We start from the raw sequence: 20729 nt of genomic DNA on the forward strand, positions 1-20729 counted from the left end.
CTGATTTAGAAAAGACTTTAATTCTTCTAGCTAATTGACAATCCACTCCAGCCGGGCGCGGCCATTCTGCTTGGCCAGATAAAGCGCACGGTCGGCACGGTGGTAAAGTTCGTTGCTGCCCTCACCCGCCTTGTAGAGCGCAATGCCGGCGGAACAGCTATAGGAAAATTCGGGGTGGTCGGCGAAGGGTCGTGACTCTGCCGCTTTTTCTAGAATGCGACCGACGATCGCGGCGCATTCCTCCAGCCCCGTTCGTGGCATCACGAGCATGAACTCTTCGCCGCCGACACGGCCAAAATAATCCGGCCGGCGAATGGTCGAGTGGGCAAGCTTGACGAAGTCACGCAGCACCGCATCGCCACCCTGATGACCGAAGCGGTCGTTGATCGCCTTGAAGAGATCGATATCGATGATGCAGATACCGAAGGGCGTTTCGATGTCCTTGTCGACGTTTTCGGCATGATCCGCGAGCCGGGCGAAAACGAAGCGGCGATTGGAGGTTCCGGTCAACTCATCGGTCTGCGCAGCGCGCAGCGCAAGGTCGCGATCCTGCCGCAGGCGTCGCTCGTTCTGACGAAGGGCGGTGATGTCTGTGCCGACGCACAGCATCCAGCCGTCAGTCTCCACCGTCTCCGTCATCCAGATCCAGCGCCCATCATGCATGTCGAGTTCAAGCCCGCGAAAAGCCTGCTTGCCGCGCCGGGATTGGGCAGAGAGAAGCCAGGCCTCGAAATCCCGCGTGTTGATGATCAGGCCTTGACGGTTCTGATAATTCAAACGGATGATTTCGGCCCATGTGGGGAAGCTGTCTTCGGAAAGATGGAAGGCTTCGCGAAAGGCGCGGTTGGCATAACGAACGCGGTCTTGCGTATCGTAGAGCGCGATCAGAACGGGCGTTATGTCTTGCAACGCCGCTACCCGCTCCAGAAGACTGCCCATGTAAGACTGTTCATCATGACGGAACATTCGCCACCTGAAATCCGGCCAGCGTCCCTCATGGCCGCTTATTGAGCGGATGATTATATAGGCTGGTGTCAAAATTGCGATTGCGAGAAAGGATGCATCATTCTCCATAGTAAGGAGAGAATGAAGATGTGCTTCATATTCGCGTCATGTGGTTGTACTTTATTGATACGAATGGATAATCTGGTTTTTACCGTGGTTCACGAAGGGAATTGAAATGACGGAAGCAGCATACCCGATCTACGGGGAGATCAACGGCCCCATCATCATGATCGGTTTTGGCTCCATCGGCCGTGGCACGCTTCCGCTGATCGAAAGGCACTTTACCTTCGACCGGGCCAAACTTGTGGTCATCGACCCGCGCGAGGACATCGCCGATTATCTGGCTGAGAAAGACATCCGCCACATCCGCACCCATCTGACCAGGGATAATTATAAGGACGTGATGACGCCGCTGATCGAAGGCGGAAAAGGCGGCTTCTGCGTCAACCTGTCGGTGGATGCGTCCTCCGTCGATCTGATGAAGCTCTGCCGCAAGCATGATGTGCTCTATATCGACACCGTCGTCGAACCATGGCTGGGCTTTTACTTCGACGACAAGGCCGACAACGCCGCCCGCACCAATTACCGGCTGCGCCAGACCATGTTGAAAGCCAAGGAAAAACACCCCGGCGGCACGACGGCGGTTTCCACCTGCGGCGCCAATCCCGGCATGGTCTCCTGGTTCGTCAAGCAGGCGCTGGTCAATCTGGCGAGTGATATGGGCGTTAAGATCGAGGAGCCAAAGGCCGGCGACCGCGAGGGCTGGGCGAAGCTGATGCAGAGCCTCGGCGTCAAAGGCGTGCATGTGGCAGAACGCGACACGCAACGCGCCCGCGAACCCAAGCCCTTCGGCACCTTCTGGAACACATGGTCGGTGGAAGGCTTCATCGCCGAAGGCTTGCAGCCCGCCGAACTTGGCTGGGGCACCCATGAAAAGTGGAAGCCAAAAAACGCCAAGAAGCACAAGAAGGGCTCAAAGGCCGCCATCTATCTGGAGCAGCCGGGTGCCGATACCCGCGTGCGCACTTGGTGTCCGACGCATGGCGCGCAATATGGTCTGCTCGTCACCCATAACGAAGCGATTTCGATTGCCGATTACTTCACCGTGCGGGACGAGGATGACAAGGTCGCCTTCCGCCCCACCTGTCACTATGCCTATCACCCCTGCAACGACGCGGTTCTGTCGCTCTATGAAATGTTCGGCAATGGCGGACAGGCGCAAAGCGTGCAGCATGTGCTGACGGAAGAAGAACTGGTGGATGGCGCGGACGAACTCGGCGTCCTGCTCTACGGCCACGACAAGAACGCCTATTGGTATGGCTCGCGCCTGACGCTAGAAGAGGCCCGCAATCTTGCTCCCAACCAGAATGCGACCGGCCTTCAGGTGAGCTCCGCGGTTCTGGCCGGAATGGTCTGGGCGCTGGAGAACCCGCAGGCCGGCATCGTCGAAGCCGACGAGATGGATTACCGCCGGTGCCTGGAAATCCAGACGCCCTATCTCGGCCCGGTCGAAGGCCATTATACCGACTGGACACCGCTGCAAGGTCGTCCCGGCTTCTTCCCGGACGATATCGACAAGGACGACCCCTGGCAGTTCCGCAACATTCTGGTGCGCTAAACCGGGTCAAACCAAGGGCTCAGCTTTCATCTGAGCCCTTTGCGACACGCGCATTGATGCAGTTTTGCCACGTTTGCGGTTTTGTGGTGCGATGTCGGAACCGGTGTGTATCGCCTGTCGTTCGCTTGCAATAAATCGGAACTCGCGCCATGGTCATTAACCATTGGAACCATTGGCTGAAGAATCGCAGGAGATAAGAATAATGCATTTCAAGACAAGTGTTGCCTTGCTGTTGGCTGCAGTTGCCGTTTCTTCTTGTGCTCCAGCATCCAGCCCCGTGCGGCCCATGCCGTCGATTTCGCAGCGCCCCGCCGTGGATGGCCGCTGGATCGATCGTAACGGCATCGTCTCCACCTTCCAGAACGGTTCCTTCTCCACCCGTTCCTCCGACACCAACACGCTGTTGGCATCCGGAACCTATGTGGCGATCTCCCCCACCCTTTACGAGATCAACATGACCTCGCTGGTGCGCAACACCCAGTCGCGCGTCAATTGCGCCTTGATCTCCCCCGGTCAGTTGAACTGCACGACCGATACCAACAGCCAGTTCACGCTCAATCGTCAGGGCTGAGCCGTAGGGCTTGATCCGAAAGCAGAGCGATCTCTTATTCAACGCGCGCGTGTAGCGCGCGTTTTTTATTGTGTCTCCACCACAACAATTCTACTTGCGGCAGATGCCTCAAGATGGAAACATGCCTTCGAATGGCTGTCACAGTCTTGAATTACCTATGGCTATTGACGGTCTGAAACGAAAAGCAAGACATCAACAGGAGAGAGACTGATGAACAGGATTTTGAGATTTGGCCTGATGACCGCATCCGTGGTCGCTCTTTCGGCAGGCGCCGCACTTGCCGATTATCAACTCAACATCCTGCATATCAACGATCTTCATTCCCGCATCGAGCCGATCAACAAATATGATTCCACCTGCTCGGCTGCCGAGACGGAGAAGAAGGAATGCTTCGGCGGTATCGCCCGCGTGAAGGGCGCAATCGATGCGCGCCGCGCCGAGCTTGGGCCGAACGCCAATATCCTCGTTCTCGATGCCGGCGACGAGTTTCAGGGCTCGCTCTTCTACACGCAGTACAAGAGCGGCCCGGTCGCCGAATTCATGAACGGTATCGGCTTCGATGCCATGGCAATCGGCAACCATGAGTTCGATGATGGCCCGGCCGAGCTTCTGAAGCTGATCAACGCCGCCAAGTTCCCGATCATTTCCGGAAACACCAAGATTGCCGACGGCTCCGAGCTGAAAGACAAGTTCAAGGGCTATGTCGTCAAGGAGATCGGCGGCCAGAAGGTCGGCGTGGTGTCCGTTCTTGCCACCGATACGGGGGAAACCTCTTCTCCTGGCGACAAGGTGTCCTTCGAAGATGAGGTCGCCTACCTCAAGGGCGCGGTGAAGGAGCTTCAGGACCAGGGCGTCAACAAGATCGTGCTGCTCTCGCATGTCGGCTATGTGCGCGATCAGGAAATCGCAAGGGAAGTGGATGGCATCGACGTGATCGTCGGCGGCCATAGCCACACGCTGCTTTCCAGTACCGACCCGAAGGCCGCTGGCCCCTACCCGACGCTGGTCAAAAATCCGTCCGGCGTCGATGTTCCGGTCGTGACCGCTTATGCCTACTCCAAATATCTCGGCGATCTGACGGTCACTTTCGACGACAATGGCGTGGTGAAGTCCGCAACCGGCGCGCCGAAGCTGCTGGATTCCGCCGTGGCGCAGGATGAAGGCTTCAACAAGCGCGTGGCGGAACTTGCCGCACCGCTGGAAGAAATGAAGAAGAAGGAAATCGGCGTCAGCGAAGCCCCGATCGATGGCTCGCGCGAGGTCTGCCGCGCCAAGGAATGCTCCATGGGCAACCTCGTTGCCGACGCGCTGCTCGACCGCGTGAAGGATCAGGGCATCACCATCGCCATCCAGAACGGCGGCGGTCTTCGCGCCTCCATCGATGCTGGCCCGGTGACCATGGGTGAAGTTCTGACGGTGCTGCCCTTCCAGAACTCCATCGCCACCTTCCAGATCAAGGGCTCCGACCTTCTCGCCGCGCTCGAAAACGGCGCAAGCCAGATCGAGGAAGGTGCAGGCCGCTTCGTCCAGGCGTCCGGCCTGAAATACACCTTCGACCGCTCCAAGCCAGCCGGAAGCCGTATCGTCTCCGTCGAGGTCAAGGAAGGCGACACCTTCGTCAAGCTCGACCCGGAAAAGACCTACGGCGTCGTGACCAACAACTACACCCGCACCGGCGGCGACGGCTTCAAGACCTTCGCCACCAAGGCGATCAACCCTTATGACTTCGGACCAAGCCTGGAAGATGCGGTCGCCGCCTATATCGGCGCGCACAGCCCTTACAAGCCCTACACCGATGGCCGTATCGTAGACGCAACGCCTGCCGGTTACGTCGCCCCGCCAAAGCAGCCCGCCGCACCGGCACCGGCAGCACCCGCTCCGGCAACCACCGCTCAGGCTCCTGCTGCACCGGCGCCTGCCGCTCCAGCACCTGCAACGCCAGCCCCTGCGACACCGGCTCCCGCCACGCCAGCGCCTTCCGCGCCAGCACCGGCCACTCCGGCGCCTGCAACTCCGGCTGCTCCCTCCACCACAACGCCATCAGCACCGGCAGCCGCCACCGCGGCGGCCAAGTATGTCGTCACCAAGGGCGACTCGCTGTGGAAGATTGCCGAGGAGAAATATGGCAACGGCATCGAGTGGAAGAAGATCGCCGAAGCCAACGAACTGCGTCGCCCGAACCATATCGAGATCGGCGAAGAACTGACCATTCCGGCCAACTGATATTGATGCGAGAATGACAATAGGAAGCCGGTTCGCCTTGCGGGCCGGCTTTCGGACTTCCGTAGGATCCGTCTGAGGATGGCACAACCACCCATAAGCCGTTGAAAAGATGGATCCTCGGGTCGAGCCCGAGGATGACGCGGAGGAGAGGTCGGAGACCCGTCAGCGAGGTTGGCGAAGCAGGCACCCTTCCTGGAAGCGTTAAATCGTCGATTGGCTGCTTGTGGATCTCCAACAGCAAAGACCTCTCTGCCGTCATCCTCGGGCTTGACCCGAGGATCCATCTTTTCAACGGCGTGCGAGCGACGGACGATGGCAGGACCCGCGTCTTGGCCCCCGCAACCATCCGTAAGACCTTCAACCACCCCTAACGCGCTCAAATGCCGCGTAGCCTTTGTCAAAAATCAATTCAGATCAGGGCAGTGATGCATTACATATTGATCCAAGATGCGCGCGCGGACGTAGTCTTCCGCGATTCATGAGAATTCAGGACAAGTTAATGGCCGCAGATATCACCGCCTTCCCCGCAAGCCACCTTCCCAAGGACCATCCGACGGTCTCCTTCGGCAAGGTCGGCGTTCTTCTCGTCAATCTCGGCACGCCGGATGGCACGGATTACAAGTCCATGCGCCGCTACCTCGCGGAGTTTTTGAGCGACAAGCGCGTGATCGAATGGTCGCGCCTCTTCTGGTATCCGATCCTCTACGGCATCGTGCTGAACAAGCGCCCGCAGAAGGTCGGCAAGGCTTATGAGGAAATCTGGAACCACGAGAAGAACGAAAGCTATCTGCGCACCTATACGCGCAACCAGTCCGACCTCATGGCGCAGGCCCTCACCGACCTGCCGAATGTGGTCGTCGATTGGGGCATGCGCTATGGCCAGCCCTCGATCGCGTCCAAGATCGATGCGCTGAAAGAACAGGGTTGCGAGAAGATCCTTCTCTTCCCGCTCTATCCGCAATATGCGGCCGCGACCACCGCCACCGTCAACGACAAGGCGTTCGAGCATCTGATGAAGATGCGCTGGCAGCCCGCGCTTCGCACCGTGCCGCCCTATCACGATGACGAAACCTATATCGATGCGCTGGCGAGTTCGGTGAAAGCCCATCTGGCGACGCTGGACTGGGAGCCGGAAAAGCTGATCGCGTCCTTCCACGGCATTCCGCAATCCTACTTCAAGAAGGGCGATCCCTATCACTGCCAATGCATGAAGACCGGCCGCCTGCTGCGCGAGAAACTCGGGCTTGAGAAGGACCGCTTCATCATCGCCTTCCAGTCGCGCTTCGGGCCGGAAGAATGGCTGCAGCCCTATACCGACAAGACGGTGGAAAAGCTGGCAAGCGAAGGCGTGAAGCGCATTGCCGTGATGAACCCGGGCTTCGTTTCGGATTGTCTTGAGACGCTGGAAGAAATTGCCGGTGAAGCGGGCGAGAGCTTCCTGCACCACGGAGGCGAGAAGTTCACCCATATTCCTTGCCTCAACGATAGTGCGGATGGTATGCGGGTTCTCGAAAAAGTTGTGCGCAAGGAGTTGCAGGGCTGGGTCTGATAAGGCCGTGTTTTCTGCCAGGCTTGCCGAACAGAAGAGATGAGGAATGGATTTGAGCGGTTTCGATATTTTTGTCATAGCGGCAGTCATTCTTGTTATCCTGACGCTGGTTGCCGGTATCAAGACCGTGCCGCAGGGCTACCGCTATACGGTGGAGCGCTTCGGGCGCTACACCCGCACGCTGGAGCCCGGCCTCAACATCATCACGCCCTTCATCGAGCGCATCGGCGCGCGGATGAATGTGATGGAGCAGGTGCTCGATATCCCCACGCAGGAAGTCATCACCAAGGACAATGCCAGCGTCTCAGCCGATGCGGTGGCCTTCTACCAGGTGCTGAATGCCGCCCAGGCCGCTTATCAGATCGCCAATCTGGAATTCGCCATCCAGAACCTGACCATGACCAACATCCGTTCCGTCATGGGCTCGATGGATCTCGACGAGCTTCTTTCCAACCGTGATGCGATCAATGATCGCCTGCTGCGCGTCGTCGACGAAGCCGTCGGCCCTTGGGGCATCAAGGTGACGCGCATCGAAATCAAGGATATCGCGCCGCCCAAGGATCTCGTCGCCTCCATGGCCCGCCAGATGAAGGCCGAGCGCGAGAAGCGCGCCCAGGTTCTGGAAGCCGAAGGTTCGCGTAACGCACAGATCCTGCGTGCCGAAGGAGCCAAGCAATCGGCCATCCTCGAGGCCGAAGGCCAGCGCGAAGCGGCCTTCCGCGATGCCGAGGCACGCGAGCGTCTGGCAGAGGCCGAAGCCAATGCAACCCGCATGGTCTCCGAAGCAATTGCCGCTGGCGACATCCACGCCATCAACTACTTCATCGCCCAGAAATACACCGAGGCGCTGGCCGATATCGGCAAGGCGACCAATTCCAAGATCGTGCTGATGCCGATGGAAGCCTCCTCGCTGATCGGATCGCTCGGCGGCATTGGCGCGATTGCCCGCGAGGTCTTCGGCAAGGACAGTGACGGCACCACGCCGCCTTCCGCGCCACGCAGCACGGCAAGCCGTTCCTCCGTTCCGCCATCCAGCCGCCCAAGCGGCCAGGCGATCAACGTAACCGTGCCCAACCCATTCGCTGCCCGGACGGATAAGTGACATGATCCAGACACTCGTCGCCGATCTCGGTCCCTGGAGCTGGTGGCTGCTGGCCGCCATCCTGCTGGTGGCGGAACTGGCGGCCCCCGGCGTCTTCCTGATCTGGATCGGTGCGGCGGCCCTTGTGGTCGGCGCGCTGTCTCTGGCGCTTTGGGATGCGAGCGTCTGGGGATGGCAGATCCAGCTTCTGCTCTTTGCAGCACTCTCCGTGGTTTTCGCCATTGCCGGTCGCCGCTACTATGACCGCAAGCGCGCGGCAACCGACGAGCCCTTCCTCAATCAACGCGAAGCAAGCCTCGTCGGCCGCACGGCGACCCTTCAGGAACCGATCACCGAAGGCCGCGGTCGCATTCGCCTGGATGACACCTGGTGGCCGGTGCAAGGCGCCGACCAGCCCGCCGGCACGCGGGTGCGCATCGCCTCGGCTCATGGCCGCACTTTGACTGTCGAGAAGGCGTAAGCGCCGGAAACGCTCAAAGAAGTTGAGCCATCAAGACGATGAACCAGATCGATGACAGTCGGTCCACCGCCCTTGGGTGGGTCTGAAGCATCGGCCCGAAAATCGCACTCGATTTTCGCAAAGCACGATGCGGAGATTCAAAAGTCTAAAGCGGTGTGCGTCCAATAGAACGCGCGGCGCTTTAGGCTTCAGACCTGCTCACCGCCGCTACGCCCCAATTTCGCAAGCGCAAGTTTTCGAAAACGAGCAAAGGCTTCCAGATCGTCGTTCAGCTTGACGCGGATGATCGCACCTTCATAAGCGTCGATCAGTTCAATCGCAGCCATTTGCGGATCGACGCCCGCCCTCAACTCTCCGGCCTTCTCCGCCTCCTGAAGGAGACGCGCGACGCTGCTTTCCCAGGCACGGTAAGCCTCAGCGAGTTTCGCACGCAGCATGGCGCTTCGGCCTGAAATGGTCTGTCCCAACGTGCCGAGCAGACAACCGCCTGCTGGATGCTCTTCGCGGAGCTTCTCTTCCAGCACCTCAAGATAGGCATCGAGCCGCTCCAGCGGGCTTCGCCTCGCATCGGCAAAAATGTCGTTGCGGCGCCCATCCCAAATCTCGGCGTAATACCCGATGATTGCGCCGACGAAATCGTCCTTGCTTTTGAAGAAGTGATAGAAGGAGCCCTTGGGCACATCCACACTGGCAAGGATCGGCCCGATACCCACCCCCTCATAGCCATGCGCAATCAGGCCTTTCAGCCCTTCGCAAATAAGCTTGTGTCGTGTCGCATTTTCTCGTGCCATTACTAGACGACCGGTCTACTATCTGATTCACACTGAGGCATTAAGGGGTTTGTGGCCAGCCAATGTCAAATGAAACCATCATACCCATCACCTCCTGCGAGGGTCCTGCCGCACCTCCATGTCTGCATTTGCGCGAAGAAAACTCCGCGACGCCAGCGGTGACCAGCCGCGAGAAAACAGCACTGGGCATCATTCTGGTTTGCGGCTGCTACATGATGTACTCCCTGCACTATGCCACCATGAAGTGGATGGGAGACCTGTTCGGCATATGGCAACTCATCTTCATCCGCAGCGTCGTGACGGTGTTTGCCACCGTCGTGGTAAAGCCAGCCGCGTGCCGTGAGGTCATCGTGAGCCCCTATAAGTGGGCGACAGCGTTAAGGGCGCTGTTCCAAGTCGCCTGCACTTTCTGTTTCTTTGCGGCAGCCAAGCTTATGCCGCTTGGCCAGGTCACGACGATTTACGCCGCAGCACCACTGATCATCGTCGTCCTCTCCATACCGATCCTCGGCGAAAAGGTGGGAAGGGCAAGCTGGGCAGCGGTTGTCATAGGCATGATCGGCACGGTGATAGCCGCCAATCCAGCTGGCTCCCTCAACCTCGCTCCGACCGTGCTTGCCTTTGCGTCCGGCATTTTCTGGGCTCTTGCAGTTGTCTACACCCGCAAGGCCGTGACGAGAGAAAGCACGCAGGCGCAGTTGCTGACGACGGGTTGCGTCTTTTGTCTGGTCAGCGGCCTGCTGATGGACTGGACCATGCCGGCAAGCTGGTTCGAAATCGGCATGTTCGCCGTTCTCGGGATCGAGATATTGCTGGCGCAGATGTTGTTCTTCGAAGGCTATCGCTTTGCACCGGCGTCCGTGTTGGCACCTTTGGAATATCAAAGCCTCGTCTGGGTCAGCATTCTCGGCTTCATGATGTTTGGGGATGTGCCCACCCTCCACACCATGATAGGCGCGACGCTGAGCGTCGCGGCGGGTCTTCTGCTCACTCTGTATGGCAACAGACGTAAGTCCGCGATAATGTGTAATTAGGCGACGCCGATGCGAAGCAGATCGTGGAAGTGAACGAGGCCGATCGGCCGCTTCTCTCCATCGATGACGATCAGCGCGCCGATATGATGCTTTTCCAGCGTCGCCAAAGCCGCTGTCGCCAAGACCTCTTTCGTCACGGTCTTCGGCGTCCGCGTCATGATGTCGTCCACCCTCAACTCGGCGAGATTGCGCGTGAGATTGCGCGCCATGTCGCCCTCGGTGACGATACCACAAAGGCGTCCGTCCTCATCGAGCACAGCAACGCAGCCGAAAAGCTTCTGCGCCAGCACCCGGATGGCATCCGCCACCGGCGTGCCCTGCGCGACAAGGGGCAAACGCTCGCCGGTATGCATGATATCGCCGACGAGGGTCAGGCTGGCACCGAGTTTTCCACCCGGATGGAACACGCGGAAATCGCCTGCGGTAAACTTGCGGGCTTCTAGCAGGGCAATCGCGAGCGCATCGCCAACGGCAAGCTGCATCAAGGTGGACGTGGTGGGCGCCAGCCGGTGTGGGCAGGCTTCTTCCTCATCCGGAATCAGAAGGACGATATCGGAGGCCTTGGCCAGGGATCCACCCTTGGCGCAGGTCAGCGCGATCAACGGAATGGCGAAGCGGCGGGTGTAATTGATGATGCTGCGAAGCTCGGCACTCTCTCCACTCTTGGAAATCGCCAGCACCGCATCATTGCCGCCGATCATGCCCAGATCGCCATGATTAGCCTCCGCCGCATGCACGAAGAAGGCGGGCGTGCCGGTGGAGGCAAAGGTGGCCGCAAGCTTAGCACCGATATGGCCGCTCTTGCCAACACCCGTGATGATCAGACGCCCGGTGATGTTGCCGATCACATCGACGGCTTTGGCAAAGGCGTCGCCGAGCTCACCGGCAAGCGCAGTCTCCAGCGCCGCCAGCCCGTTCCGCTCGATCGAAACGGTTCTGAGCGCAGACTCGATGGCGTTGTTTTCGGTCAGGGCAGCAGATCTCGTGGTCATGGCGGGACTGTTACTCTTTTCGAGTTTGCCTGTCCATTGCCGAAATCCGCTCTCGCCTCTGCCTGAGAGCCGAAAGAGACCGCGTAATCAACCAGATATTAACCATGCGATTTTACCTTTGGGTAACCAAGATACCGAACCCGGGTGAAACGCATGACCTGTCACAGCACCGCGCCGCGTCTGAAGACGTTGCGCAGAGCAGCCGTCGCTCTGCCGGCCGGCCTGTCGCTGTGCCTTTCGCTGTCTTCGCCCGCGCATGCCCAGACGACCGGACAAAATAGAGGCCAGAATACCGGACAAAACACAGGTCGGAATATGCCGGTTCAGCCTGCCGGGCTGCAAAGCGCCGATCCCTATGCCAATGATCCGGCCTCCGGCCAGGACCCGACGCCTGCCGTCACCGTCGTTCCCACGCCGCGGCCGACCACCGGCACCACGACCACGAACGGTCCGCGCACAAGCGTCGATCCTGGCAGCGCCGTGGCGGAGCCTGTCGATGGAGCGATTGAGCCGGTTGACCGGCGGGAAAACACCTATGAGACGACGGTCGATGGCGGAGAGAAGGCGGCCATCGATGATGGCACGGCGCCCGGCATACGCATCGGCACGCTGACGCTTCGCCCGTCCATCAGCCAGACAATCAACCACGAGAACAAGACATTCTCCACAGGGTCGACCAACCGCACCTATCTGGCCACCGGCATTCGCGGCACCTTGACGAGCGACTGGTCGCGCCACGCGCTGACCGTCACCGGCGAAGGGATCTATGAGCGCAATATCAGCGGTGGCAGTGCAGGAGAAAATCCGAGCGCCAATGTGCAGGCCGAATTGAGGCTCGATCTGGCCGACCAGACCACCGCCAGGCTGAAGGCCGGCTACACCTTCAGCCGCGAGGACACCACCGATCCCAACGCCATCACCGGTGCTGCGGTGCAGGGCGGCGAGCACCTCTTCACCACAGGCGCCTCGGTCGAGCATAATATCGCCCTCGTCAAGACGCTTGCCGCACTCGATCTGTCCCGGACCGTCTATACCGACGCCAAGGGGGTGAACGGCCAGTCGATCAGCCTGTCCGATCGCGACCGTTCAGGTGCTGCCATCCGCGGCCGCGTCGGCTATGAAGTGTCGCCCGCCCTTATTCCCTTCCTGGAAGCGACCGGCGCGCTGAGTTCCTACGACCAGAAAACGGACAGAACCGGCTACCAGCGCTCCTCCACCTCCTATGGCGCGAAGGTCGGAACGCAGATCGATCTTGGCGAGAAGTGGCGTGGCGAAGTCGCGGTCGGGCTTCTGCGGCGCGACTATGACGATAGCCGCCTGGCATCCATCAACGCGCTCACCACCGATGGCACCCTCACCTGGTCGCCGATGCGCGGAACGGACGTCAATTTCGGCCTGAAGACGGACATCGAGGACTTCGCCGGCGGCCCAGAGGGCGGCTGGGTCACCCGCCAGTTGACCGTCGGCCTGATCCAGCAATTGCGCTACGACCTCGTGGCGAGGCTGACCACGGGCCTGGAGCGCCGCAACTTCCAGACCTCCAGCATCAGGGACGAGACGAAATACACGCTTGGCGCCGGTCTGACCTGGAACATCAACCGCTACCTCGATTTCACCACCGACGTCAGCTACGAGACCACGCCCGTGACCCACAACAACAATTGGCGGATCGGTGCTGGCCTGACGTTGAAGCGATAGGACGTTGATCCTGTGGCCCTGTGTCACCCTTGGGCTTGACCCATTGGCGTCCGGCTTAAAGGGAGATAGCTCGTCTGTGACGCTTTCTCATCCACCCTCATTCCTGGGCTTGTCACCAGGAATCTAGCCGACGCGCATCTGAGCGGCGAGAAAAGCCCTTCATACCAAAGACTTGGTCTGACTGAGTGGGTCGAGGCCGAGGTTTCCTGTCTCAAGCTTTCAAGCCTTATGGATGGTGAGATCGGGCCCGACCATGGCACCGGGCAGCTGTGGGCCGTTGCCACAAAAACAAATCCCGGCACGAGGCCGGGATTGAAGTTTCATAACCGATGCATCACCCCCCTCCACACCAAGTCCGGCGTGGCAGGGCGAGAGCGATCCGGTCATCAGCCCATCTTGGCGATGATGTCCTTCAGCGGACCTTCGATCAGCGGACGGATGTCCTCGCGCTGCAGGGCGAAAGCGAGGTTGGCAAGAATGAAGCCATCCTTGGCGCCGGTGTCGTAGGTCTCGCCGCGGAACGGATAGGCTGTGAAGTCCTGCTGCTTGAGAAGCTTCAGCATGCTGTCCGTCAGCTGGATTTCGTTGCCGGCACCACGTTCCTGCGTTTCCAGCAGCTGGAAGATTTCCGGCTGGAGAATGTAGCGACCGTTGATGAAGTAGTTCGACGGCTGCGTGCCCTTGGCAGGCTTTTCCACCATGTCGGTAATGCGGAAACCGTTGCCGATTTCTTCGCCAGGCGCGACGATGCCATAACGATGGGCGAGTTCCGGTGCGCATTCTTCAACCGCAAGAACGTTGCCGCCGCTCTGATCGTAGAGCTCGACCATGCCCTTGAGGCAGGACTTGTTGTCGCCGGTCATGATCATGTCGGGCAAAAGAACCGCGAAAGGCTCGTCGCCGACGATGTCACGGGCGCACCAGACCGCATGGCCGAGACCGAGCGGAACCTGCTGGCGGGTGAAGCTCGCCATGCCGGCCTTGGGCAGAATATTGGACAGTAGCGTGAGTTCGGCGTTCTTGTTGCGCTCGCGCAGCATCTGCTCCAGTTCGAACTGGATATCGAAATAGTCTTCGATGACACCCTTGCCGCGTCCGGTCACGAATACAAAATGCTCGATACCAGCCTCAGCCGCTTCGTCCACCACATATTGGATGACTGGCTTGTCAACGACAGTGAGCATTTCCTTCGGAACAGCTTTGGTTGCCGGAAGGAACCGAGTGCCAAGGCCAGCCACCGGAAAGACCGCTTTCCGAATTTTCTTTTTTTCTACCACACATCCCTCCTCAGAGATTTCAACGGCATTTAAGTAACGCACACGAACCTGTTATGACAAAAGTGGCAAGTTTTTGCAAAGCGTGACCTTACCTGTCGTTAATGGTAAAGAATTTGTTGACTTTAATTTGGTACCCCATCGTGAAGCCCGATGCGTGTCTCGCAATCGAACTGACATTCGAGAGAAACGAAAGACTGACGATGAAAAAGATGATCCTTTCCGGCGTCCGTAAATTTGGCTGCGTGGCACTCGCAGGCCTGACCATTGCTCTGACGCCCGTCACTGCCAATGCAGATGCAGGTTTCAAGCAATGGATCAACCAGTTCTATGCCACAGCCGCCAAGGAAGGCATTTCGCGCGCGACCTATCAAAAGGCCTTCGCAGGCGTCACTGAGCCAGACCCGGACGCACTGCGCAAGGCAACCTACCAGCCAGAATTCACCACCCAGATCTGGGATTATCTCGACAGCCGCGTGAACCCCTACACGGTGCGGATCGGCCGCGAGATGAAGATGAAGCACGCCACGACGCTCAACTGGATCGAGCGCAATTTCGGCGTCGACAAGCACGTCATCCTCGCCATCTGGTCGATGGAATCCAATTACGGCGCGGTGCTGGAAAAGCCCGAGCGCTTGCACAATATTCCCCAGGCACTGGCAACGCTTGCCTATTCCGATCCCAAGCGTGCCAAGTTCGCGCGCACGCAGCTGATTGCGGCACTCAAGATCCTGCAGTCCGGTGACGTGACGCCGAAGCAGCTGACCGGATCCTGGGCAGGCGCCATGGGCCACACCCAGTTCATTCCGACAAGCTACCTGCTTTATGCGGTCGACGCGGACGGCAACGGCAAGCGCGACATCTGGCATTCCGTGCCGGACGCGCTGGCAACGGCCGCCAACCTTCTGGCCAAGAACGGCTGGGAGCCTGGCCGCACCTGGGGCTACGAGACGGCCGTGCCTGCGGGCGGCGCGCGCTATGCGGACCAGACGAAGAGCCTGGCCGAGTGGCAGAAGCTAGGCTTCTTGCGCCCGAACGGCAAAGGTTTCCCGCGCGGTTCAGATCGCGCAACGCTGAAGCTCGAAGGCGGTTCGAACGGTCCAGGCTTCCTGATGACCAAGAACTTCTTCACCATCAAGCGTTACAACGCCTCGGACAGCTATGCGCTGGCCGTTGGCCTTCTGGCAGACGAGATTGCCGGTTACGGCGGCATGCAGCAGAAGTGGCCGCGCCCGAATGGCACGCTCGACATCAAGGAGAAGTTCGAGCTTCAGACGCGCATGAAGGAACTCGGCTATTATGACGGTGAGATCGACGGCAATTTCGGCTCCGGCTCGAAGGCGGCGATCAGCGCCATCCAAAAGCGCATGGGCCTGCAAAATGATGGCGAGCCATCGCAGACCCTGCTGAGAGCGCTTCGTAACTGATGGGCAACGGATATAAGTCCTGACGGGCCGCGAATATTAGCATATAGTCAATGGGACCGTCTCGGGAACATCACGCCATGACCACCAGAGAAACAGGACCCTTTGCAAGGACCATGAAGCGCGGCAGCGTCGCGCTTCTTGTCGTCACACTCAGCTTGCCATCTTGGACGGTACCTGCCATCGCGCAGGAATATCGCGAACGCCGCACGCTGATGGAAATGCTCTTCGGCGGCCCCAACCAATATAATGATCGTCTCTATGCGCCCGAACGCCGCGAGCAGCGCAGGCAGGCAGCGCCGCAGCGGCAAAATCCCAGCCGCTCCGTCACGCGCCCTTCGGCGCCTCGCAGCACACCATCGGTCGTGCAGATGCGCACCTCAAAGCCGGCACCGGTTGAGAAGCAGGAGAATGCCCGGCGCGTCCTCGTCGTCGGCGATTTTCTTGCAGGTGCCATGGGCGAAGCGCTGGTCTCCACTTTCGAGAGTTCCGCAGGCATTGCCATCGATGTGCGCGCCAACGGCTCCTCCGGCCTCGTGCGCTCGGATTATTACGACTGGTTCGCCAACCTTCCGCAATTCATCAAGGACACCAAACCCGCCACCATCGTCATCATGATGGGTTCCAACGACCGCCAGGCGATGGACATTGGCGGCACGAAGGAGAAATACGGTACCGAGATCTGGTTCAAGGAATATGAGCGGCGCATCGACGCGCTGATCATGCTTGCCAAGCGCCAGCAGGTGCCGGTGCTTTGGGTCGGCCTGCCCGCCTTCCAGTCGCCATCGCTGACCGCCGATTTTGTCGGCTTCAACAGGCTTTACCGCAGCCACATCGAAAAGCTCGGCGGCGAGTTCGTGGACGTTTGGGATGGCTTCGTCGATGAGGGCGGCAAATACGTGACCACCGGCTATGATGTGAACGGCCAGCAGGCGCGTCTGCGCGAAGCGGATGGCATCGGCATGACCCAGGCCGGCAAGCAGAAGCTCGCTTTCTATGTGGAGAAATTCGTCCGCCGTCATCTGGATGGTGCCGAGCCCGGTCTCGGCACGTTGGATGGCAGCAACTTGCCCTCACTCACCTCGCTGCCCGCTCTCGGCATCGATGCGCAGCAGGTCCGTACCCAACCGATCAGCCTGACCGATCCGGATCTTGACGGCGGCGACACGCTGTTGGGCGGCAAGCAGGCGCCTGCCAAGTTCTCCGTCGTCGAAACGCCGCGCGAAAGACTGACGAAGCGGGGGCTGATGGAAGACGCACCCCTTGGCCGAGTGGACGACTATCGCATGCCGCCCACAGGCGAAACGGCTGCAAATTGAACGCCTTGAGGGAAAAAGGGTAGCCAGCTACCCGGACGACGGTATTTTTGATCACGAAATATTAAAACCGGAACGATCCTCCCTGGGCTCGTGTTAACGCCCGGCAAGGCATGAGGCCTTGCTTAAAAAAGATGGATATGAGGAGTATACCGTCATGGCCAACCAAGGTGGCACGCACGAACAGCACGTTAAAGCTGGCAAGCAGTCGCACAAGAACAGCGACGACAAGTCAACTCGCAGCGCATCTTCCAAGTCCTCCACGGACAGCAAGAGCAGCGGCAAGCAGGGTGGCTCGTCCGAGCAGCACATGAAGGCCGGCCAGCAGAGCCACAAGAACAAGCACTGATTTCTACCCACGTGGGAAAACGGCCCTCGCGCAGATGCACGGGGGCCGTTTTTTTGTGGGAATGCGCTGGTAAGCCACCGCTATTGAGCGATCTGGCCGACCAACTGTTCTCGCTCCTGGCGCGAGCGCGCGATCCGACCTTTCGCCTGTTGCAGAACATCGGCAGGCGCTTCCTGCGGGGTACCCGAACGGAATGGCGGTGCCGGTGCATATTCCAGCGACAGTTGCACGATCTTCGCTTCCTCCTCGCCCATCAATTCTGAGAGAAGCGAAAGACCGAAATCGATACCGGAGGTCACGCCGCCGGCAGTGATCAGATTGCCATCCTTGACCACACGCTCATAAACCGGCGTCGCGCCAAAATGCGGCAGAAAATCCATGGCGTTCCAATGCGTAGCAGCCCGCTTGCCCTTCAGCAATCCGGCCGCCCCAAGCACCAACGAGCCCGTGCAGACCGAGGTTATGAAGCGCGCTTTTTCCCCTTGGTTACGGATGAAGGCGAGAACCTCCTCGTCGCGAAGCAGCGCGTTGACGCCCGCGCCGCCTGGAATGCACAGCACGTCGAATTGCGGGCTCTCTTCGAAATCGACATCCGGCGTGAAGTTGATCCCGGTCACGGAGCGAACCGGGTTCTTGTCCTTCCACACCAGATGCACAGCACTGTCTTTCGCCGATGCGAAAACCTCATAAGGACCCGTCAAATCAAGCTGCTGGAGATTGGGAAAGACGAGAAAGCCGAAGCGGTAGGTCATGTGAACTCTCCTGTTGACGCTCTCATCATAGGCGCGCATGGTTTGGCACAAATGCCAATCAGCCCACACTTCAGGCCAAAATGACCCGCCCTATCGAGATCCTCGCTTTCCCCGATATCCAGCTGCTCGACGTGGCAGGTCCCTTGCAGGTCTTTGCCTCAACCAACGACTTTTTCGTCCAGTCCGGAAAGCCCGCCCCTTACAGGCCTCTCGTCGTCGGCGCGCAGAACCCGATCGTCACATCCTCAGCGCTGCCGATCGGCACATCGCCTTTGTCCAGGATCAGCGAAGCGGTCGATACGCTGATCGTTCCGGGCGGCTGGGGTGTCTATCGAGCCTGTGAGGATCGCGCGCTTCTTGGCTGGATTGCTGAACGCTCCAAAGTGGCGCGACGAACGGCGTCGGTATGCAGCGGCGCTTTTCTTTTGGCCAGCACCGGCCTGCTGGATGGCAGGCGGGCAGTCACCCACTGGCAGCGATGCGCCGAGTTCCGAAAGCGCTTTCCCAAGGTGCGGCTCGAGCCGGACCCGATCTTCATTCAGGATGGCAGTATCTGGACATCGGCAGGCGTTACCGCTGGCATCGACCTGGCGCTTGCCCTCGTTGAAAACGATCTTGGCCGCGATGTCGCACTTGCCGTCGCCCGCCAGCTCGTCGTCTTCCTCAAGCGCCCCGGCGGCCAGTCGCAATTCAGCGCCGCCCTGACGCTTCAGGATGAAGGTGGCCGTTTCGACGGTCTGCATGCCTGGATGATGGAAAACATCACGCAGGATCTTTCCCTGAATGATCTCGCCGACAAGGCTGGCATGAGCCTGCGCAGCTTTTCACGCCACTATCGCGAACAGACCGGCGTGACACCCACAAAGGCGCTGGAGGAAATGCGCCTCGAAACCGCAAGGCGTCTTCTGGAACAGGCCCAGCCGGTCTCCCGCGCCGCCCGACGCGCCGGCTTCGGCAGCGAGGAGACACTACGCCGCCTCTTCCAACGCCGCTTCGGAGTGAGCCCACAAGCCTATCGCGAACGCTTCATGGCGGTGGAGTAAAACAAAACGCCCGGAACAATGTCCGGGCGTGTCTTCATGAAACAGAGGATCAGCCACTTAGCGCGGCAGAACCGAGCTTCCCATTAGCGCTTCGTCGATGGCGCGGGCGGCCTGACGGCCTTCGCGGATGGCCCAGACGACCAGCGACTGGCCACGGCGCACGTCGCCGGCGGCCCACAGCTTGTCAATCGAGGTCTTGTAGTCGCGATCATTGGCAACGACGTTGGTCGAGCCACGACGGTCGGTATTGAGCGTCAGCTTGCCGTCCAGTTCCTTCAGAACGCTGTCGGTGAAGGGGCCGGAGAAGCCGATGGCGATGAAGGCGAGATCGGCCTTGATGATGAATTCCGTGCCGGCAATCGGCTTGCGGCGCTCATCCACCTGGCAGCACTTCACGCCGGTCAGCACGCCGTCCTCGTCACCGACGAATTCGAGCGTTGCCACCTGGAACTCACGCACCGCACCTTCAGCCTGAGACGACGAGGTGCGCATCTTGGTTGCCCAATAGGGCCAGACGGCAAGCTTGTCTTCCTTTTCCGGCGGCATCGGGCGGATGTCGAGCTGGGTGACCTTGACCGCACCCTGACGGAAGGCGGTTCCGACGCAGTCGGACGCCGTATCGCCACCGCCGACGACGACGACATGCTTGCCGCCAGCAAGGATCGGATCGGCAGGCCAGCCGACGCTGTCGATGTTTTCGCGGCCAACGCGACGGTTCTGCTGCACCAGATAGGGCATGGCATCATGAACGCCATGGAATTCGGTGCCGCCAATACCGGCAGGACGCGGGGTTTCCGAACCGCCGCAATAAAGCACGGCATCATGCTCGGCCATCAGCTGTTCGACCGTCATGTCGACACCGACATTGACGCCGTAATGGAAGGTGACGCCTTCGCCCTTGATCTGCTCGACGCGGCGATCGATGAAGTTCTTCTCCATCTTGAAGTCGGGAATGCCATAGCGCAGCAGGCCACCGGCCTTTGTCTCGCGCTCATAGACATGCACCTCATGACCGGCGCGGCCAAGCTGCTGGGCAGCTGCAAGTCCAGATGGGCCGGAACCGATGATCGCAACCTTCTTGCCGGTGTGAACCGTGGCAGGCTTCGGCACGATGAAGCCAAGCTCGTAGGCCTTGTCGGCGATCGCCTGTTCCACCGTCTTGATCGCAACCGGCGTATCTTCCAGGTTCAGCGTGCAGGCTTCCTCGCACGGTGCGGGACAGACACGGCCGGTAAACTCCGGGAAGTTGTTGGTGGAATGGAGGTTGCGGATCGCCTCTTCCCAGTTGTTGTTATAGATCAGATCGTTCCAGTCGGGGATCTGGTTGTGCACCGGGCAGCCGGTCGGGCCGTGGCAATAGGGAATGCCACAGTCCATGCAGCGCGCCGCCTGCTTTTGCACCTCGGCATCCGACATGGGAATGGTGAATTCCCGGAAATGGCGAATACGATCCGACGCCGGCTGATACTTGCCAACCTGACGATCGATTTCCAGAAAACCTGTAACCTTGCCCATGTTACTTTCCTCA

Annotated in this window: 18 protein-coding genes; 12 read left to right on the forward strand and 6 right to left on the reverse strand. The window is 59.7% G+C overall.

Translation table 11 applies throughout. The features are described from left to right. Positions 1 to 30 precede the first annotated feature (30 nt). A complete protein-coding gene (locus QE435_RS11415; protein WP_349042845.1) occupies positions 31 to 939 on the reverse strand; it encodes a diguanylate cyclase in 909 nt (302 codons plus the stop codon). Between the two features lie 241 nt (positions 940 to 1180). Here QE435_RS11415 and QE435_RS11420 point away from each other — a divergent pair, with 241 nt between their 5' ends. The 6 genes from QE435_RS11420 to QE435_RS11445 all read left to right on the forward strand — a co-directional run bounded on the left by QE435_RS11420 (position 1181) and on the right by QE435_RS11445 (position 8528). Continuing rightward, positions 1181 to 2623, forward strand: a complete 1443-nt coding sequence (locus tag QE435_RS11420; RefSeq protein WP_349041433.1) for a homospermidine synthase — start codon at positions 1181 to 1183, stop codon at positions 2621 to 2623. A 202-nt stretch (positions 2624 to 2825) separates the two neighbouring features. After that, entirely contained in the window at positions 2826 to 3194 is a 369-nt protein-coding gene (gene omp10, locus QE435_RS11425; RefSeq protein WP_306934217.1) for an outer membrane lipoprotein Omp10, read from the forward strand. A 210-nt stretch (positions 3195 to 3404) separates the two neighbouring features. Then, positions 3405 to 5417: a 5'-nucleotidase C-terminal domain-containing protein gene (locus tag QE435_RS11430; protein ID WP_349041434.1), complete on the forward strand. Its 2013-nt coding sequence runs from the start codon at positions 3405 to 3407 to the stop codon at positions 5415 to 5417. A gap of 499 nt (positions 5418 to 5916) precedes the next feature. Then, positions 5917 to 6966: a ferrochelatase gene (hemH, locus tag QE435_RS11435; RefSeq protein ID WP_349041435.1), complete on the forward strand. Its 1050-nt coding sequence runs from the start codon at positions 5917 to 5919 to the stop codon at positions 6964 to 6966. Between the two features lie 46 nt (positions 6967 to 7012). Next, a complete protein-coding gene (locus QE435_RS11440) occupies positions 7013 to 8068 on the forward strand; it encodes an SPFH domain-containing protein (RefSeq protein WP_349041436.1) in 1056 nt (351 codons plus the stop codon). A gap of 1 nt (position 8069) precedes the next feature. Beyond that, positions 8070 to 8528, forward strand: coding sequence for an NfeD family protein (locus tag QE435_RS11445; RefSeq protein WP_349041437.1), 459 nt, complete (start codon positions 8070 to 8072; stop codon positions 8526 to 8528). Between the two features lie 188 nt (positions 8529 to 8716). Here QE435_RS11445 and QE435_RS11450 read toward each other — a convergent pair whose 3' ends face one another. Continuing rightward, entirely contained in the window at positions 8717 to 9319 is a 603-nt protein-coding gene (locus QE435_RS11450) for a TetR family transcriptional regulator C-terminal domain-containing protein (protein WP_349041438.1), read from the reverse strand. 62 nt (positions 9320 to 9381) lie between these two features. Here QE435_RS11450 and QE435_RS11455 point away from each other — a divergent pair, with 62 nt between their 5' ends. Beyond that, positions 9382 to 10353: a DMT family transporter gene (locus QE435_RS11455; RefSeq protein WP_349041439.1), complete on the forward strand. Its 972-nt coding sequence runs from the start codon at positions 9382 to 9384 to the stop codon at positions 10351 to 10353. Here QE435_RS11455 and QE435_RS11460 read toward each other — a convergent pair. Beyond that, complete coding sequence (locus QE435_RS11460) at positions 10350 to 11345, reverse strand: KpsF/GutQ family sugar-phosphate isomerase (protein ID WP_349041440.1); 996 nt, start codon at positions 11343 to 11345, stop codon at positions 10350 to 10352. The two genes, QE435_RS11455 and QE435_RS11460, sit on opposite strands and share 4 nt — an antisense overlap. A gap of 153 nt (positions 11346 to 11498) precedes the next feature. Between QE435_RS11460 and QE435_RS11465 the strand changes: the two genes are divergently transcribed. Beyond that, positions 11499 to 13043, forward strand: a complete 1545-nt coding sequence (locus QE435_RS11465; protein ID WP_349041441.1) for an outer membrane beta-barrel protein — start codon at positions 11499 to 11501, stop codon at positions 13041 to 13043. A 386-nt stretch (positions 13044 to 13429) separates the two neighbouring features. On the opposite strand, the gene galU is transcribed toward QE435_RS11465, so the two are convergent. After that, the gene (gene galU / locus QE435_RS11470) at positions 13430 to 14320 is read right to left on the reverse strand and encodes a UTP--glucose-1-phosphate uridylyltransferase GalU (protein ID WP_309771676.1); all 891 of its coding nucleotides are present in this window, start codon (positions 14318 to 14320) and stop codon (positions 13430 to 13432) included. Between the two features lie 200 nt (positions 14321 to 14520). Here galU and QE435_RS11475 point away from each other — a divergent pair, with 200 nt between their 5' ends. From QE435_RS11475 to QE435_RS11485, 3 genes are all read left to right on the forward strand, one after another. Continuing rightward, on the forward strand, positions 14521 to 15744 hold the full coding sequence (locus QE435_RS11475) for a lytic murein transglycosylase (protein ID WP_309771677.1): 1224 nt from the start codon (positions 14521 to 14523) through the stop codon (positions 15742 to 15744). A gap of 77 nt (positions 15745 to 15821) precedes the next feature. Then, on the forward strand, positions 15822 to 17060 hold the full coding sequence (locus QE435_RS11480) for a DUF459 domain-containing protein (protein ID WP_349041442.1): 1239 nt from the start codon (positions 15822 to 15824) through the stop codon (positions 17058 to 17060). Between the two features lie 154 nt (positions 17061 to 17214). Beyond that, positions 17215 to 17406, forward strand: coding sequence for a hypothetical protein (locus QE435_RS11485; RefSeq protein WP_306934235.1), 192 nt, complete (start codon positions 17215 to 17217; stop codon positions 17404 to 17406). A gap of 80 nt (positions 17407 to 17486) precedes the next feature. Here QE435_RS11485 and QE435_RS11490 read toward each other — a convergent pair whose 3' ends face one another. Next, complete coding sequence (locus QE435_RS11490; protein WP_349041443.1) at positions 17487 to 18158, reverse strand: DJ-1/PfpI family protein; 672 nt, start codon at positions 18156 to 18158, stop codon at positions 17487 to 17489. A gap of 80 nt (positions 18159 to 18238) precedes the next feature. Between QE435_RS11490 and QE435_RS11495 the strand changes: the two genes are divergently transcribed. After that, entirely contained in the window at positions 18239 to 19201 is a 963-nt protein-coding gene (locus QE435_RS11495; RefSeq protein WP_349041444.1) for a GlxA family transcriptional regulator, read from the forward strand. Positions 19202 to 19258: 57 nt separating this feature from the next. Here the strand turns inward: QE435_RS11495 and QE435_RS11500 are convergent, their stop codons facing one another. Next, positions 19259 to 20716, reverse strand: a complete 1458-nt coding sequence (locus QE435_RS11500) for a glutamate synthase subunit beta (protein WP_306934239.1) — start codon at positions 20714 to 20716, stop codon at positions 19259 to 19261. Between the last annotated feature and the right edge of the window lie 13 nt (positions 20717 to 20729).

It is taken from the genome of Agrobacterium sp. SORGH_AS 787 (assembly GCF_030819035.1).
GTDB lineage: Bacteria > Pseudomonadota > Alphaproteobacteria > Rhizobiales > Rhizobiaceae > Agrobacterium > Agrobacterium larrymoorei_B.

Coding starts and splice junctions, on each gene's coding strand:
- QE435_RS11460 (WP_349041440.1), bottom strand. CDS start 11,345: ATGACCACGAGATCTGCTGCCCTGACCGAAAACAACGCCATCGAGTCT.
- omp10 (WP_306934217.1), top strand. CDS start 2,826: ATGCATTTCAAGACAAGTGTTGCCTTGCTGTTGGCTGCAGTTGCCGTT.
- QE435_RS11495 (WP_349041444.1), top strand. CDS start 18,239: ATGACCCGCCCTATCGAGATCCTCGCTTTCCCCGATATCCAGCTGCTC.
- QE435_RS11440 (WP_349041436.1), top strand. CDS start 7,013: ATGGATTTGAGCGGTTTCGATATTTTTGTCATAGCGGCAGTCATTCTT.
- QE435_RS11415 (WP_349042845.1), bottom strand. CDS start 939: ATGGGCAGTCTTCTGGAGCGGGTAGCGGCGTTGCAAGACATAACGCCC.
- QE435_RS11450 (WP_349041438.1), bottom strand. CDS start 9,319: ATGGCACGAGAAAATGCGACACGACACAAGCTTATTTGCGAAGGGCTG.
- QE435_RS11430 (WP_349041434.1), top strand. CDS start 3,405: ATGAACAGGATTTTGAGATTTGGCCTGATGACCGCATCCGTGGTCGCT.
- QE435_RS11465 (WP_349041441.1), top strand. CDS start 11,499: ATGACCTGTCACAGCACCGCGCCGCGTCTGAAGACGTTGCGCAGAGCA.
- QE435_RS11455 (WP_349041439.1), top strand. CDS start 9,382: ATGTCAAATGAAACCATCATACCCATCACCTCCTGCGAGGGTCCTGCC.
- QE435_RS11490 (WP_349041443.1), bottom strand. CDS start 18,158: ATGACCTACCGCTTCGGCTTTCTCGTCTTTCCCAATCTCCAGCAGCTT.
- QE435_RS11445 (WP_349041437.1), top strand. CDS start 8,070: ATGATCCAGACACTCGTCGCCGATCTCGGTCCCTGGAGCTGGTGGCTG.
- hemH (WP_349041435.1), top strand. CDS start 5,917: ATGGCCGCAGATATCACCGCCTTCCCCGCAAGCCACCTTCCCAAGGAC.
- QE435_RS11485 (WP_306934235.1), top strand. CDS start 17,215: ATGGCCAACCAAGGTGGCACGCACGAACAGCACGTTAAAGCTGGCAAG.
- QE435_RS11500 (WP_306934239.1), bottom strand. CDS start 20,716: ATGGGCAAGGTTACAGGTTTTCTGGAAATCGATCGTCAGGTTGGCAAG.
- QE435_RS11475 (WP_309771677.1), top strand. CDS start 14,521: ATGAAAAAGATGATCCTTTCCGGCGTCCGTAAATTTGGCTGCGTGGCA.
- QE435_RS11420 (WP_349041433.1), top strand. CDS start 1,181: ATGACGGAAGCAGCATACCCGATCTACGGGGAGATCAACGGCCCCATC.
- QE435_RS11480 (WP_349041442.1), top strand. CDS start 15,822: ATGACCACCAGAGAAACAGGACCCTTTGCAAGGACCATGAAGCGCGGC.